We start from the raw sequence: 16,153 nt of genomic DNA on the forward strand, positions 1-16,153 counted from the left end.
GTCGGCGCCATGCCGGCGACTGGGGATTTGGTCATTCAATGAGGGCTTCGCGTCATGTCAGGGCATAGCAATACCATGAACACCTTCGCCGCCGGCAACCGGAGCGGCAGCCGGAGTCATCGCCGGTTTCTCGCCTCGTCCTGCGCCGTTCTCGCGCTGGCAGGCGCCTCGCAGGCCACCTTTGCCGCCGATGGAGCCGCCGCCAGCGGCGCTGCCGCCGCTGCGGACGACAACAACGGCGCCATCGTCGTCACCGCCCAGCGCCGCGCGCAGTCGGTCAACGACGTGCCGCTTTCGGTCGCCGTCACCGACCGCAAGGAGATGGACCAGCAGGGCATCCGCAGCATCTCCGACCTTTCGCGGATGACCCCGGCGTTGAACTTCGCGCCGTCCTCGGGCGTGTCGGCGAACAACGGCTCGAACATCTCGATCCGCGGCATGGCCTCGGACGTGGGCTCGGCGACGACCGCGATCTACATCGACGACACGCCGATCCAGATCCGCAACGTCGGCTACTACGGCGGCAACCCCTATCCCAAGGTCTTCGATCTCGACCGCGTGGAAGTGCTCTACGGCCCGCAAGGCACGCTGTTCGGCGCCAGTGCCGAAGGCGGTGCGGTGCGCTTCATCACGCCGGGGCCGGACTATGACGGCATGCACCTCTACACCCGCGATCAGGTGTCGTTCACGCAGGAAGGCTCGCCCTCCTACGAGACCGGTCTGGCGGTCGGCGCGCCGATCACCGACAACCTCGCCTTCCGCGTCAGTGGTTGGTATCAGCACCAGGGCGGTTACATCGATCAGGTGGCGCAGGGCACCGACGATGTCATCAAGAAGGACATCAACTCGGGCAACTCCAAGGTCTTCCGCGCCTCGCTGGGCTGGAAGCCGACCGATACGCTGACGATCACCCCGGCCTTCTACTACCAGCGCACCCATCAGGATTCGCGCAACGATTACTGGGAAGGCTACGGCGTCACGTCGGATGCCGACTATCACTCGGGCGTCTATGCGCTGGAGCCCAGCACCGACACGTTCTACCTCCCCTCGATGAAGGTCGAGTGGAAGGTCGCACCGAATATCGACTTCATTTCCAACACCTCGTACTTCGCGCGCAAGCAGGAGCAGACGCTCAACTACGCGACGTACTTCTCCACCCTTCGTTCGGGCAGCGCCTTCGGGACTTATGCGAACAAGGATCTGGACAACATGAACGACTACCTGACGATGAAGCAGAAGAACTTCATCCAGGAAGCGCGTTTGCAGTCCTACGGCAACCAGCTGATCGACTGGACCGCCGGTGTGTTCTATTCGCACACCAAGCAGGACTTCAGCAACTACACCGCCTCGGGTCGCACGCCGGGCGTGCTGGTCAACGGCTATACGCAGTATGATGGCCAATTCAGCTACGTGAACCTCGTCCATGCCAAGGACGAGCAGATCGCCGGCTACGCCAGCGTCGATGTGAAGCCCACCGACAAGCTGACCGTCACCGCCGCCGTGCGCTACAGCCACGACACCTTCGACTTCACCAATGTCGGCGATGGACCGACCACTGCCAACGTGCGCACGGTCACCACCGCCAACATGAAGGAAGGTGCCTGGACGCCCAAGTTCGGCGTGACTTACAAGGCGACGCCCAACAACATGCTCTACGTCTCAGCCACCAAGGGCTTCCGCCCCGGCGGCGCGCAGGCGGCGATCGCCAGCGATCTGTGCGCGGGCGACCTTGCGACGCTGGGCCTGACCACCAGCCCCACCGCCTACAAGTCGGACTCGCTGTGGTCTTACGAGGCCGGTTCGAAGAACACCTTCTTCGGCGGCAAGGTAAGCCTGGGCGCCAGCATCTACCTGATGAAGTGGACGAACATCCAGCAGTCGGTGCGCCTGCCCACCTGCTCGTTCTCGTTCATCTCGAACCTGGGCAATGCCACCGGCAAGGGCGGCGAACTCTCGGCCGAAGTGCGCCCCTTCCAGGGCTTCAACCTCGGCGCCAACCTCGCCTACGTCCACCTGACCTACGATCATGACGCGTTCGGCGGCAACGGTCTGCTGCTGAAAGCCGCCGGTCAGCACATCGGTGGCCCCGCCTGGACCGGCCACGTCTACTCGTCCTACGAAATGCCGGTGGGCGAAGACGTGAAGGCCTATGTCCGTGGCGACTACACCTTCTCCAGCCATACCTACCAGACCGCCGTCTCGGGCGCCTATGGCTACGATTCGGGCCTGACCGACCTGCCGGGCACCAACTATGTCGCGATGCGCGCGGGCGCCCGCTTCAGCGGGGTCGATCTGTCGTTCTTCGTCGACAACCTGCTGAACTCGCACGACGTCCTGTCGCGCGGCCACGACTCGATCGGCGCGTCGCTCTACTACGACCAGAGCTTCCAGCCGCGCACGGTCGGTCTGACCCTTCAGTATTCCTACTGATCTGTAAGGGCGTAAGGCCCGACAGGATAGCAGAACAACAGGCAACGGCGGGAGCAGCAATGCTTCCGCCGTTGTCGCATCCGGATCACGCGTTGCAGGGCGGCAAGTGGTGCGATGGATCGGGCATTGCCGTCGCGCCGGCCCACTCCGCTGCGACTAGCATCGCCTGCGGCTCTGCAAGCCTTCCGCCCTCCCCCGCCTGCGGGAGAGCCGGAAGGCTTGGGAACACAGTGACAGCGAGGCAATCCTTCCTTCCGCCAATAGCACAGCGTGTCATCAGATAATCCATCACTGCTAAGCTATCGCCGAGTTTGACTGTCAGCAATGGGACGCTTCCAAACCAGCCAATTTAAACGCGCCACACACCCCGGCCACACCGTACAACCCGCGATATTGGCAGCCACACACTTATCAGGCATGCTCCCACCAAAAGGGGAGAGAACATGCTGAGGGCTCTTGTTCTGCCGCTGGTCCGCGCCAGTGCTGTCGTATCCAGTGCGCTGCTTCATGCTGCACTGGCCAGTGCTCCCTCCAACGTGCCGCCCTTCGATTCCGCGCCGCCATCCGCCCCCGCATCCACAAAGCCCCTTTCCAGCGACGAAATTCTCGTCACGGCCAGCCGGATGCGGCTTGTGGATCTCACCTATTCGCTGCGCGACCGCAGACTGTCGTCCTGCACGATTACAAAATCGAGCGGAGTGCGCGAAGTGGACGTCACGGTCTGCACCATCCTCGACACTTGCCTCCGCGAAGGGCACACCAAGCCGTTCGATGCGAAAAGCTGCCTCAACGATGCCATCGCAGACTTCCGAAAGGGGAAACGCGATCTGGCTGGGCTGACAGGGCAATACTCCCGCGACTTCGACGTTCAATTCGCGCCGGATCAGGCCGAACGAGAGAAATTGGCCACGCTGGCGGCCGGACGTAATGGCTCCCCTCCCTCTCCGTCACCCGAGGCGGTCACACCTGAGCCACCGCCCATCGTCGTCACCGGCAACCGCAATCCGATCACGGCAGGGCAATGGCAGTTCGAGCAGACCGGCTATCTGCTGACGGATACCAATGTCAGAACGCTGGGGCGAACGTGGTTCGTATGCATCACGGATGGCGCCTTGCACTATACCATAGACGATATGATCCAACGCTCGTTCTTCAGTCCGGACGTTCCTTCCTGGTGCCAGCGCTGGAACGTGGCGCTTGCCGCCGACGATACGATCACCGGCGATCAGCGCTGCTGGGTGGGCAAAAATGTCCGCATGAAAGGCGAGTTGAAAGGCCATGTCTCGGCGGACGAGATCCATCTGCAGCGCGTCATGTACCTGCATGCCATACAGACGACCAGCGCACTGATCGATCCGGAGGCCCACATGGATATTGACGGACAGCGTATCGGCGACTGCGATCCGAACGAAGCCAGGCCCAGCGGCAGCGCGTTCCTGCCTTCACCGCGACGGCAACACTCTCAGCGGAAGTAATCGAGCAGCCGCTTGGTTTCCGCAGGGCTCACCGCGATCACTGCACCGTGCTTGGGGCCGGTGAAGTTGGTGGTCTTCATCGGCGAGCCGGGATCGTTGAAGCGGCCCAGATTGCGGAAGTGGACGAAGTCGGTGGTTTCGGAAAAGCCCATGTTGTTGGGCTTGGCACCGAACACATCGTACATCAGCACATAGGTCGATGTGCCCGCGCGGCGCCACAGCGTCGGTGCCTCGGTGCCGACCTTCTCGGGATCGACGGGCGTGGGATCATAGGCATAACCGCCGTTGATGCTCGTCGAGATCGCCTGTCGCAAGTGGCCCGGCTTGTCATGCGCAACGTAGAACAGGTGATACTTGTCACCCACCTTGGTGATGTCGCCGTCGATCGTGTTGATGCCCGCCTTGGGATAGGTGAACAGCGATTTGGGCACATCGGTCAGCGTGGTGAAATCGGGATCGGCATAGGAATAGACCATGTGGTCGGTCTGCGCGAAATCGTGCGTGGTGTAATAGACCATCATCCGGCGCCGGGCGGGGTCATAGATCGTCTCGGGCGCCCAGGCGGTGCCGATGTTCGTGGTCTCGGGGAACAGCTTGTCGATCCGCACGATGTGGTGCGTCCAGTGGATCAGATCGTAGGACTTCATGAAGATCAGCGCGCGGTTGTTGCCCCAGCCCCACTTGTCGGCAGGGCGCTGCCATTCGGTATCGCGAAGCCCCTCGCGCTGGGCATAGATGTGCAGGTCGGTCATGGCGATATAGAACGCCCCGTCCGGCCCGCGCGAAATGTGCGGATCGCGGATGCCCTTCTGCTCGGCAATGTCCCGGCCGGACAGCACCGCCGTGCCGCCGTTCACATCGGTGAAGGTATAGCCATCGGGCGACACCGCGAAATGGAGCGAGTGATCCTCGTCCTTGAAGTACACCAACAAATAGGACATGCGCGCCGCCGCCTTCGGCGTTTTCGGGTGTGCCTTGGGCAACGTGGTGACGATCGCCAGTTGGCGTGGGCCTGCCTGCCTCACGCCAGGCGTCGACGAAGCCTGCGAAACCGCCGGGGCCGGCATCGCGCCAATACCCAGCATCACAGCGCCCCAAAGCGCCATACCGCTCCGGCGAATTTTCATGCGCTCTCTTGCCGCCTGCATCTTGTCTCTCCCCATTCTCTGCCAGGTCTATATCGTTTTCCACCCCGGTCTGTCCCACCTCAGTTTACCGAGCGCGCCTGCTTCAGGAACGCCAGAACCGCGGCCGAGCGCTCTCCGCGGCGCACCGCGATCGCGAGCTCCACGCTGGGCAGATCATCGACAATCGCGTGATAGTTCACGCCCTTTACCGTCACTTCGCTCATCGCGGCGGGGACGAGCGCAACGCCCATTTCCGCCGCGACCAGCGCGATCACCGAAGCGATCTGCGGCGCCGATTGCCCCAGCTTGGGTTCGAAACCGGCATTGCGACAGGCCTGGATGGTCGCATCGAAAATCGTGGGGCCCAAGGGCTTGGGCGTCACGATGAACAGGTCTTCGGCAAGACTCGCCAGCTGGATACCGTCCTCATTGGGCATGCGTGAAGAGGCCAGCGCCGCGATCAACGGTTCCTTTTCCAGAACGTGAATATCGAGGTCGCTGCGGTCGATCGCCTCGGGTCGCAGGAAGACCGCATCCAGCCGCCCTTCGCGCAGCGCCGTCGCCAGAAGATTCGAGTTCGCTTCTTCCAGCGCCAGCACGACATCGGGATGCTGACGACGGAAAGTGCGAATCGAGGCGGGGACACGGTGATTGAACGCTGCCGACCCGGTAAACCCGATCCGCACCGAGCCGGTCTCGCCGCGCGCGGCCCGCTGTGCGGCGACCGTTGCCGCTCCCGCCTGCTCGGGAATGTGGCGCACCGAAGCCAGAAAGGCCCGCCCGGCATCGGTCAGCTCAGCGCCATGCGGCACCCGGCGGAACAGCGCGACGCCAACCTCGTCCTCCAGATCGCGGATCTGCTGGCTGAGCGGCGGCTGACCGATGCCGATCCGCCGGGCCGCGCGGGTGAAATTGCCCTCCTCGGCCACGGCAAGGAAGTACCGGATGTGACGCAGCTCCATGCGCTATCTCCAAAAGCTATGACGAACGCCACTGCCATATATTGGACATCAGGTCGATGCCACGCCATTACATCTCCACGGAGATAGACAATGCTGCTCGACGAAGACCGCCCGTTTTCCCATTTTGACAACGCCCATGACAGTCATGGTACGGTCTACGCACCCAGCGCACAGACGCTGGAGCCCGTGGTCTTTCTTCCCGGCCTGTTGTGCGACCAGTCCTTGTGGCGCCCGCAGATCTCGCGTCTTGCCGACGTCGTGGCGCCAAGTGTCGCCGATCTCACGCTCGACAACGATGTATCGCGGATGGCGGCCCGTGTACTGGCAGCAGCACCTGCGCGATTTGCCCTCGTCGGCCTTTCGATGGGCGGCTATGTCGCGCTGGAGATCATGCGTCAGGCACCCGAGCGTGTGACTCGCCTTGCGCTGTTCAGCACCAGCGCGCTCCCCGACAGCGAAGAGCAGAGCGCCAATCGCCGCCGGAACATCGAATCGCTCAAGCGTGGACGCTTCGTGGGTATCACCCGCCCGCTGCTCGACCTGCTGGTCGACGAGAGCCATCGTGAAGGCGCGGTCGCCGATGCCTTGCGCGGCATGGCCTCGCGCGTCGGCGGTGATGCCTATATCCGCCAGCAGGAAGCGATCATGAACCGCGCCAGCGCAGCGGACATCCTGCACAGCTTCCGTATTCCGACACTGGTGGCGGTCGGCAAGAACGACCGCGTCACACCTCCCGATGCCGCGCGCTTCATGCGCGATCGCATTCCGGGGGCCGACTATGCCGAGATCGCCGATTGCGGCCACCTGCCCGCGCTCGAACGCCCCGAAGAGACCGCCGCCCTGCTGCGTCGCTGGCTGACCAAGTAACCTCTCTCCCCGTCTGCGTGCCCTGCCTCCGGGCGGCACGCAGACACCCCCTCGCTGGCACGCTCTGCCTGACAGGCCTTGGTTGACACGGTTTACACGGTCCAGAGCGATCTTCGCCTCCGGAAATCCGCCATTTTCCGTCGCAAAAGCGCTTGCATGTTGACACCCGGTGTCACCTTGCAGCGTGTAAAGTGACACGCCGGACACCCTCGCAGCCGGGTGAAGTGCCACGGGCGGCATCCTTTGCGGAAGATAGAAGACGATAGAAGAGGCGGGGAGAACCGGCATTCCCTCTTCTACCTTGGCGCCACACCTGTAGGACAGCCGCGGCACGCCCATCCGGCATCATCGCAACACCCGGCGAAAAAGCGCAATGCCGCCCTCGCGGGATTCGGGTCCGCTTCCTACATGGCGGGTGAAAGGTCTCCTGCATGCCTCGTCGAAATCGCTATTATACCGGCCCCATCACCGATCATTTCGACGGCACGCGCTTCCTCAATCCACCGGGGGAGCCGGAGACCGACCGCAGCCTGAGCGATGTCTGGCGCTGGCGCCGCACCGCGCCGTCGAATCCATGGCCCGCCTCAGTGCCGGTCACCCCGATCGTGCCCGAACCGCGTGTCGAGACCTTGCGCGTCACCATGATCGGGCACGCGACCGTGCTGATCCAGATCGCAGGACTGAACCTGCTGACCGATCCGGTCTGGTCGGATCGCGCAAGCCCGGTCACTTTCGCCGGTCCCAGACGGATCACCGCGCCGGGCGTAGCGCTGGAGGCGCTCCCTCCGATCGACGCCGTGCTGCTCTCGCACAACCATTACGACCATCTCGACGTGGCGACGCTGAAGGCGCTGGTCGCGCGGCACGATCCCCTGATCGTCACGCCGCTGGGTAACGACAGCATCATCCACAAGCATATCCCACAGGCACGCGTCTATGCAGGAGACTGGGGTGCCGTGTTCGCGCTGGCCGCCCCGAACGGCACCTTCGCCCGCGTACACATCACACCTGCCCTGCACTGGTCCTCACGCGGGCCGCGCGACCGGCGCATGGCCCTGTGGGGCGGGTTCATGGTCGAGGCAGCCAACAAGTTCGTCTATTTTGCGGGAGATACCGGCTATGGCACCGGCAATATCTTCCGCGCTTTGCGAGAGCGGTTCGGTCCCTGTGACCTCGCCATCCTGCCGATCGGCGCCTACGATCCGCGCTGGTTCATGGCCGCCCAGCACACCGATCCGGAAGAGGCCGTCCAGATCATGCTGGATCTGGAAGCGCAGGCCGCGCTCGGCATGCACTGGGGCTCGTTCAAGCTGACCGACGAGGCGCGCGACGAACCCGCAGAGCGGCTACGCGCGGACATGATCCGTCGCGGCCTGGACCCGACGCGTTTCGTGGCGATGCAACCGGCAGAGGTGGCCGATTTCGCAGACATCGCCGAACTCCCGACAAAGGCACAGACGACGCTCGCCTGATCCCGATCCGCGCCCTGCCCATTGTTGGATAGCGTCCCGATACGGGATGCATTCTTTACTTTATGAACGGACGTTCATGATACAAGGGGGGCTTGTGCGCGGCCCCTGACTTGGCGCTTGGGGCAACGCGCACGATCGGGGCGATATGTTCACGGGGGGCCGATGGACAGGGGTGCATTGTACGATGCCATTCACGACGAGACGGCGTTTGCCGAACTGCCGACACGGCTTGCCCTGCTCGCGGGCGGACGATCCGCCACGCTCTATCGGTTCGATAGCGCCGGGCATCTGACGGATCTGCAGTATTCGCATTTCCCCGACGAGGTGATCGCCGGGATTCTCGCCGACCCGGATCGCCGGCTCGATACCTGGGGCAATATCGGCTTCGCCTCGGGCATTACCGGGCGAAGCATTGCACTGGACGACCTGCTGCCGGAAGCGGAATTCCGTCACTCGGCATTCTGGAACGAGGTGGTTCGCCCGCTGGGCGACGACACCGGACATTGCATGGGGATCGTCCATCGCATGGAAGGCGCGATGCTGTGCACCGCGATCCAGCGCCCCATCGCCAGCCGCCATGCATCGGGCAGCAATTGGGGCGGCGTCTATTCCAAAGAGGAGACCGCGCGGCTCGACGGGCTGATCGTCGATCTCCAGCGCATCTATCTCGCCCGCAACCTGATCGGCGCGCACGAGCAGCGGATCGATGGCCTATCGCAGTTGCTCGACGCCGGAGAAGAGGGGCTTCTGCTGGTCGGTCCACGCCTGCGGGTGATCGAAGCGACGCCTGCGGCCCTCGCCGTGCTGGATGCGATGGGCGCGCGCGTGCGCGATGGCCATGTCCGCCTGGGCGACGCTCGCCTTGAAACCATGCTGCGCCGAGCGGTGGAGGACACCCTCCACCGCCGTGCGACACCGCAGGTGACATTTGCCTGCGAGACTGCCGACGCCACATATACGGCACGCCTGCTGGTTCTGCCTACGAAGAGGGGCATGCAAAGCGGCTGCGTGATCCGCCTGCGCACAGAAGCATCGAGCGGGTGCCATACCGGAACGTGGCTGACCCGCCATTTCGGCCTGACCGCCGCCGAAGTTTCGGTGGCGCAGGCCCTGTCGGCCGGGCTCGCGCCCGATGACATCGCACAGCAACGCCGTGTCAGCCTCAACACCGTGCGCACGCAGGTTCGCCAGATTCTGCAAAAGACCGGCTGCGAGACGGTCACGCGTCTCGTCGTCCTGATCCGCAGCCTGCCGTAGACGCCGCGTTGCGGGAAGCCCCCGCTAGCGCACGTTGCGGGCAATCGCCCTCAGCGTGTCGATCGCAACCTGCCGACCTGCGGCGAGCGGCGTTGCCGGCTCGGGCGTCGCCCGCACGAAACCGGCAGCCCCGGCGACATAGGGCATCGGTCCGGCAGAAGGCTGCCCCTCGCTGGAGGTCATCGCGATCACGCTGCCTGATCGCAGATCGCGCACCACGACCTTGAACGCGCTGTCACCCTCGGCGCGCGCCAGCGGCGTGACTTCCACCACCCAGTCCGCGCGGCCAAGCAGCGCCTTCATCTCCACCGCCTGCCCGTTCGCAGTATCGCCATCGAGCGCGGCGGCGCGAACGATCGTGGTGCGATCGACCAGTTTCACCCCCGCATCCGCCAGCCCCTGCATAAAGCCGCGTTCGAGATCGAAATCGACCGCCTCGGAGAACGGCGTGTCACGTCGCGCGTTATCCAGACGATTGGTGACGGAGCGCAAGGTCGCATCGACATCGCGCTCCGTGCGCGCATCGAGGCGACTGTGCGTGCCGCGCCGGGTGCCGCGCGTGTCGAGATCGGCCGCCTCGGTGCCCGAACCATGCAAGGAGAATGTCGTCACATCCTCGCGCCCGGTCTCGATCTCATCGGTCAGCACGCGGTTCCAGAACACCGCCACCCGTGGCGAATGCACCCGCGCATAGGCAAACGAAAAACCCTCCGAGCCATCGCGCCGGGGCGGGGCATAGGGCGCATCCAGTGTCGCGGGCAGCCCCTCGCGCGTGCCCGGTGGCGAAGACCAGCCTGCTGTCACGCCGGGCTGGCCTTCGCGCTGGGGACCTTCCTGCGCCGCCGCATCGCTCCCCGATACAGCGGCGAATATCGTCATGGCCAACAGCGCCGTCTTCACTGGTCGGCCCTCAGTTCGATCAGGTAGAACTCGACGCCATCGGGACTGATCGAGCGTTCCTGATAGACGCTGGTCGAAAGCGGAGAGAGATAGACCGGCTTCCACACCGAGGCTTTTTCCGCCGGCGCCTGCGAGGCGTCCAGGAACGAAGAGCGGGCCTGCACCACCAGCGGCTGCTTGGTGCAGTTGACGAGCCGCGCGGTCACTTCCAGCGTATTCGCCTCGGTCCGCCGGGCGAATAGCCCTTCGACGACCACCTTCTTCCACGTCTCGCGGTCATTCATCTGCACCGCGTTGAGATCCACAGGCGTCATCGCACGCGGCATGTTGGCGACCAGCGCCGGGCCGCCATGCGGCGGGTCCTTGCGCGCAGCACCGATATTGCATTTCAGCGGGCGGTTTTCACGCGCAAGAGCCGGAGCGGGCAGCGGTGCCGGAACCAGGCCGGTGCCAAGCGCGGCCAACAGCACACCGCCGATCAGGAAACGTTGAAACTTCACAGGGTCGATCCTTCCAGAGTGGTGCGGAAGGCCTTGTTCTTGACCTGCACCGGCTTCTTGCGATTCTGCGCGGCGGCAACGCCTGCATCCTCGCCGACGATATCGTCGCCGAACACGCCGGGACGCGAGCGCATCCACACGATCGAACAGGCCTTGGCCCCGCCGCGCAGGGTATCGCTGTCCTTCAGGCCATCCACCGCAGCAGTGTCCTTGAGATACTTACCCTCGGACTTCCACGAAGGGGACTTCGCGGTGGCGGAGCCCACCAGGATCAGATCGGGCAGCCCTTCCCAGGCGCGAATATCGGCATTGGTCTTCATCGCGCCCGAGAACATCTTGAACATGCTTCCGGCGAGCTGCGAATAGACGCCGCCGTTGCCCATCAGTCCCTGCATCGCCAGCGCGGTGCCCACGGCATCGGTGCCTTCCTTCCAGTTGGCCTTGCCGTTCATCAGTCCGTCGATGGCGCGCCCGCCGCGCGTGGTCGCCTGATACTGCACGCTGCTGGCCAGCCGGAGTGGAACCGCGCTGGTCTTCTTGCCATCGACCAGCGTCACCGCCGCCGCATTTTCATCGTAGGCCGCGCCCGGCTGGAACACGAGTTTCTGCGCCTGCGCGGCATCGCGCGCCTTGACCGGCCCATTGCCGAGCTCCGCCACGAACAGCACGTTGTCTCCCGGTGCGGGCGCTGTCAGGCCCTTTTGCGCCTTCATCGCCAGATCGAACGATTCCCTGGCAGAGGTCGTGTCGCCCGCACACTTCTGGCTCCAGCCGCGCAAGTAGTTCATCACCGCAAAGTCGCTCTGGAAGCTCTCTTCCTCGGACAGCGTATCCTGATACTCGGCATTCTTGAACGACACCGTTGCATCGGGGTAATTGCCCTGCTGCAGATAGATCAGCCCGCGATAGTAATAGGCCATGGCGCGTTCGTAGGGCTCGCCCTTGAAGTCCTTGTTGGCCTCATTGTGGAATACCGATCGCGCGGTCGCCGCCTGCGGGTTGTCGGCATAGATCGTCTCGATCCGGTTCAACGCCTGATCGAAAGCCCAGCCCGCGTCCTTGAACTGTCCCGCCTGATAGGCTGCCAGCCCCAGCCGCTCGAAGTTGAGCACCGCATTGCGCTCCCCGCCTGTGTAAAGCGCGCGATAAAGCGGACGCAGCGCCTCCGGTTTGGCATTGACGTAAGCGGTGATCTCGTCCGGGTAAGGCCCCATGCCATACTTCGCGACCAGATCGCGCTGGCGCTTCGCCTCGGCCTTGGCGGCCGCTTTTGCAGCCTTTGCATCGGCCACCGGTGCAACATCGGACGAAGCGGCCGGCACTATCGCTCCGGTCTGCGCGCGAAGCGGTGCGGCAACCAGCGTGGTGGACAGCAGGACGGTGATGACAACGCGAATACGCATGGAAATTCCCCCTTCTGGATGAGCGCGGCACGCGATTGCCCCCTGCAAACCCGTGAGCGAACGCAAGCTTTTGGAAAACTCAGCGGTAGACGACGTCGTCCCCGGCTGCCCGGACGATCACATAGGGCTCTCCGCTCCACGGCAGATCACCGGTTTCCATGTCGACCAGCTCGAACACCACTTGCGTGCGGCGCTGGACAAGTCCCGAGCGGGTATCGCGCGAATCCAGCGAAGTGACGCGGCCGATCAACTGATAGTCGACGCCCGAGACACCCTTGGTCATCCCGCGCGTACCCACATCGGCAACCCCCGAACGCTTGAGTTCACGCTCACGCATGACGATGTCCATCGCCTCGCGACTGACGAAACGGATGCGTCCCTTCGCCGCGCGGTTCAGTTCGGCACGCAGCATCGAGGTAATCATGTCCCGGTCGATGCGCTGGATCGAATTGTTATAGAACTTCTCGCTATCCACGACGATGCGCGGCGGCACAGGGGTGCCGACAATATCGGGCCGCGACATGAGATCGCGCACCACCTCGTCGGCCATTCGCTGAATATCCGCCGATTCGATCGATTGCCCGAACACCGCCCCCTTGCTCGACGGATCGATCTCCATCGCCTGCGTGCCACGCTTGTTCGATCCGGCATGGGCAGCGCTGCTGCCGAACGCCAGAATTCCCATCGAGGCTGCCGCGATAAGGCCACGAAACTGCATGCTTTCCCCCTCGTGGCAAGGACAACGCGGCACCGCCCCCCGATGCCTGTCCGTCCCGCCTTCGCGTAATCTCTTGCCATGCCCGGCGCAGCGCGATCATCATCAGGATTGATGATGCGGTGAATTTGCCAAAGGAAAGCTACTGGCCGATTCCGCGCAATCCGGGCTAGGGACGTCATATGGAACACGCCCCTCACATGCTTCTGATCGACGGCCATCTGGTCGACGGCGCCAGCGATTTTCCCGTCATCAATCCGGCCACCGGCGCGCCCTTCGCGCAAGCCCCGCGCGCCGACGAAGCGCAGGCGGCTGTTGCCGTGGCTGCGGCCCGACGGGCCTTTCCGGACTGGGCGGCGCTGGGTTTCGGCGAGCGGCGTCGGCGTCTGGAAGCACTCGCCGACGGGCTGGAGGCGGATCTGGAGACCATGGCTCGCCTGCTGACGCGCGAACAGGGCAAGCCGCTGACGGAAGCGCGCGAGGAAGTGTTCTTCTCCGTCGCTGCGCTGCGCCACTTCGCCGCGATGACGCTAGAGCCGCGCGTGCTGCGCGACACTGCCAAAGAACGCATTGTCGAGCAGCGCTATCCGCTGGGGGTCGTCGCGGCGATCACGCCATGGAACTACCCGCTGCTGCTGCTAATGGTGAAGCTGGCGCCAGCGCTCATCACCGGCAACGCGGTGATTGCCAAACCGGCGCCCTCGACCCCGCTCACCACACTGCGGCTGGGCAGGATCGCTGCCGACATCCTGCCCCCCGGCGTGTTCCAGACGCTGGTCGACCGGAACGACCTCGGTGCCTGGCTGAGCCGCCACCCGGACGTGGCGCATGTCAGCTTCACCGGCTCCACGCCCACCGGCAAGAAAGTGCTGGCAAGCGCTGCCGACACGCTCAAGCGGTTCACGCTGGAACTGGGCGGTAATGACCCCGCGCTGATCCTCGACGATGCCGATGTTGCCAAGGTCGCCGCGCGCATCTTCGCCGGTGCCACCGCCAACGCCGGGCAGATCTGCCTCGCGATCAAGCGCGTCTATGCGCCCCGCGCGATGATGGATGCGCTGTGCGACGAGCTGGCGCGGCTGGCGGACGAGGCCGTGGTGGGCGACGGCATGGAACAGGGCACCACCATCGGCCCGATCCAGAACCGCGCGCAGTACGAAAAGGTGCTCGGTTTCATCGAAGAGGCCCGCACGCAGGGCACGCTCGTCGCAGGGCGCGCGCCGAACGAGGACGTTACCGGAACCGGCGGCTACTTCATCGCGCCAACGATTGTGCGCGACCTGCCGGACGATGCCCGCCTCGTGCGCGAGGAACAGTTCGGCCCGGTGCTGCCGGTGCTGGCCTATAACGATCTCGATCAGGCCATCGCGCGGATCAACGACAGCGACTATGGCCTCGGCGCCAGCATCTGGACCGGCGACGCAGCGCGCGGTGCGGAGCTGGCAGCGCGGATCGAAAGCGGCACGGTATGGGTGAACAAACACCTCGAACTACCCTTCGACGTGCCCTTCGGCGGTGCCAAGCAGTCCGGCATCGGTCGCCAGCAGGGGATCGAGGGACTGGAGGACTTCACGCAGGCGCGCATCGTCAACGTGGCGCTGGGGTGATAGTGCGCTGCAAGGATGGGCGCTCTATTTTATGCAATGATGCGGCCTATTCATTGCGTTTGATAGAGCGGCCTGCACTTGCGACAAGGCTGGAACGATATTCCCCAACGGATATAGCTCCATGGCCACTGCCCCCGTTCTCGACACCACCCCGGACACCCGGCGCCCGCCCTTACCGCACGGCTGCACTTTTGATGCCGAGGATTGGTACGTACTCGGGCGGTTCTGGTATCCGGTCGCGCTGGTTCGCGATGTGGCCGAGAAGCCGATCGGCACCAAGCTGCTCGATCAGCCGCTGGTGGTCTATCGTTCGGGCGGCGAGGTCGTCGTCGCCACCGATGTCTGCCCGCATCGCGGGGTGCCGCTCAGCATGGGCACGCAGGCGGACGACACGGTCGTCTGCCCCTATCACGGCCTGCGCTTCGGTGCAGGCGGCAAGTGCGTGCATGTCCCCGCCCATCCCGCGCGCGACATTCCCGCCCGGCTGAACTTGCGCACGTTTCCCGCCATCGAGCGCTATGGCCTGATCTGGACCTGCCTCGATCCCGTAGGAGAGGCCCCGGCGCCGGGCGACATTCCCGACATGCCGCACTGGGACGAGGACGGCTTCCAGCAGATCACCTGCCCCTCGACCGATATCGCAGGCTTTGCCGGGCGCCAGCTCGAAGGGTTCCTCGACGTCGCGCACTTCGCCTTCGTCCATACCGAGACCTTCGCCGATCCCGACAATGCCGAAGTGCCCGCGTATTCCCCCAAACGCACCGATTACGGGTTCGAGGCCGAGTACTGGAGCAGCGTGGGCAACTACCCGATCGGGGTTTCGCAGCGCGGTGTTCCCGGCTTCCAGTGGCTACGTCATTTCCGCTGCCACCTGCCGTTCACCGCGACACTGGAGATCCACTTCCCCGGTAGCGACCGGCTGGTCATCATGAACGCCGCCTCACCGGTATCCGCCCGTATGACCCGCCTGTTCGCGCCGATCGCGCGCAATTTCGATACCGACCTGCCGGTGCAGGACGTCTACGACTTCAACCAGCGCATCTTCGACGAGGACAAGATCATCGTCGAGGCGCAGATGCCCGAATGGCTCCCGCTCGACCCCGGCGATGAAGGGCATATCCCCGCCGACATGAGTTCGATGACCTACCGACGCGGACTCAAGGCCCTCGGCCTCAAGCGGTTCTTCGGGTATTGAAATCCACCAAGGGCCTGCCTCGAAATTCTCGCAAAGCGAAGTTCCAGTCAGAGACCGTTTGAGAACGCGTCTGACGTCGCATCGTGGGGGCGTGGGCCGTTGCCGCCTCTGAAATCGCTCTTTCGCGATTTCTCAAACGGACTCTCAGGCCCAGCGCTTTTCACGACCTTTACTGTTCGCGGCTTCGGTTCGCGATACTGCTCGTCGCACGCCACATCTTGACCCCGCGCGGGATCGTCCTAT

The 16,153-nt window shown here is 64.2% G+C and carries 13 protein-coding genes; 7 read left to right on the forward strand and 6 right to left on the reverse strand.

The window, feature by feature from the left end:
• Window positions 1–75 precede the first annotated feature (75 nt).
• Window positions 76–2,430 carry a TonB-dependent receptor gene (locus CI805_RS19175; RefSeq protein ID WP_260928276.1) on the forward strand — a complete coding sequence of 785 codons (2,355 nt, stop codon included), beginning with the start codon at window positions 76–78 and terminating at the stop codon, window positions 2,428–2,430.
• A gap of 443 nt (window positions 2,431–2,873) precedes the next feature.
• Complete coding sequence (locus CI805_RS19180) at window positions 2,874–3,905, forward strand: hypothetical protein (protein ID WP_260928278.1); 1,032 nt, start codon at window positions 2,874–2,876, stop codon at window positions 3,903–3,905.
• Here CI805_RS19180 and CI805_RS19185 read toward each other — a convergent pair.
• Together CI805_RS19185 and CI805_RS19190 are read right to left on the reverse strand one after the other, a co-directional pair.
• The gene (locus tag CI805_RS19185) at window positions 3,893–4,846 is read right to left on the reverse strand and encodes a glycoside hydrolase family 43 protein (RefSeq protein WP_260928280.1); all 954 of its coding nucleotides are present in this window, start codon (window positions 4,844–4,846) and stop codon (window positions 3,893–3,895) included. The two genes, CI805_RS19180 and CI805_RS19185, sit on opposite strands and share 13 nt — an antisense overlap.
• Window positions 4,847–5,112: 266 nt before the next feature.
• Window positions 5,113–5,994 (reverse strand): LysR family transcriptional regulator, encoded by an 882-nt coding sequence (locus CI805_RS19190; RefSeq protein WP_260928282.1) that lies wholly within the window; start codon window positions 5,992–5,994, stop codon window positions 5,113–5,115.
• A gap of 90 nt (window positions 5,995–6,084) precedes the next feature.
• On the opposite strand from CI805_RS19190, the gene CI805_RS19195 reads away from it, so the two are divergent.
• From CI805_RS19195 to CI805_RS19205, 3 genes are all read left to right on the forward strand, one after another.
• Window positions 6,085–6,861, forward strand: coding sequence for an alpha/beta fold hydrolase (locus CI805_RS19195; RefSeq protein WP_260928284.1), 777 nt, complete (start codon window positions 6,085–6,087; stop codon window positions 6,859–6,861).
• A gap of 431 nt (window positions 6,862–7,292) precedes the next feature.
• The gene (locus CI805_RS19200; protein WP_260928288.1) at window positions 7,293–8,333 is read left to right on the forward strand and encodes an MBL fold metallo-hydrolase; all 1,041 of its coding nucleotides are present in this window, start codon (window positions 7,293–7,295) and stop codon (window positions 8,331–8,333) included.
• A gap of 162 nt (window positions 8,334–8,495) precedes the next feature.
• Window positions 8,496–9,590 (forward strand): helix-turn-helix transcriptional regulator, encoded by a 1,095-nt coding sequence (locus CI805_RS19205; protein WP_260928290.1) that lies wholly within the window; start codon window positions 8,496–8,498, stop codon window positions 9,588–9,590.
• 24 nt (window positions 9,591–9,614) lie between these two features.
• On the opposite strand, the gene CI805_RS19210 is transcribed toward CI805_RS19205, so the two are convergent.
• The 4 genes from CI805_RS19210 to CI805_RS19225 all read right to left on the reverse strand — a co-directional run bounded on the left by CI805_RS19210 (window position 9,615) and on the right by CI805_RS19225 (window position 13,111).
• Window positions 9,615–10,469: a hypothetical protein gene (locus tag CI805_RS19210; RefSeq protein ID WP_260928291.1), complete on the reverse strand. Its 855-nt coding sequence runs from the start codon at window positions 10,467–10,469 to the stop codon at window positions 9,615–9,617.
• A 17-nt stretch (window positions 10,470–10,486) separates the two neighbouring features.
• The gene (locus CI805_RS19215) at window positions 10,487–10,990 is read right to left on the reverse strand and encodes a hypothetical protein (protein ID WP_260928293.1); all 504 of its coding nucleotides are present in this window, start codon (window positions 10,988–10,990) and stop codon (window positions 10,487–10,489) included.
• Window positions 10,987–12,393, reverse strand: coding sequence for a hypothetical protein (locus CI805_RS19220; protein ID WP_260928295.1), 1,407 nt, complete (start codon window positions 12,391–12,393; stop codon window positions 10,987–10,989). Before CI805_RS19220 ends, CI805_RS19215 begins: the two co-directional genes overlap by 4 nt.
• 79 nt (window positions 12,394–12,472) lie before the next feature.
• The gene (locus tag CI805_RS19225) at window positions 12,473–13,111 is read right to left on the reverse strand and encodes a penicillin-binding protein activator LpoB (protein ID WP_260928297.1); all 639 of its coding nucleotides are present in this window, start codon (window positions 13,109–13,111) and stop codon (window positions 12,473–12,475) included.
• A gap of 197 nt (window positions 13,112–13,308) precedes the next feature.
• Here CI805_RS19225 and CI805_RS19230 point away from each other — a divergent pair, with 197 nt between their 5' ends.
• Both CI805_RS19230 and CI805_RS19235 read left to right on the forward strand, forming a co-directional pair.
• The gene (locus tag CI805_RS19230) at window positions 13,309–14,715 is read left to right on the forward strand and encodes an aldehyde dehydrogenase family protein (RefSeq protein WP_409934967.1); all 1,407 of its coding nucleotides are present in this window, start codon (window positions 13,309–13,311) and stop codon (window positions 14,713–14,715) included.
• Window positions 14,716–14,836: 121 nt separating this feature from the next.
• A complete protein-coding gene (locus tag CI805_RS19235; RefSeq protein ID WP_260928301.1) occupies window positions 14,837–15,910 on the forward strand; it encodes an aromatic ring-hydroxylating oxygenase subunit alpha in 1,074 nt (357 codons plus the stop codon).
• Window positions 15,911–16,153: the final 243 nt, after the last annotated feature.

It is taken from the genome of Novosphingobium sp. 9 (assembly GCF_025340265.1).
Taxonomy (GTDB): domain Bacteria; phylum Pseudomonadota; class Alphaproteobacteria; order Sphingomonadales; family Sphingomonadaceae; genus Novosphingobium.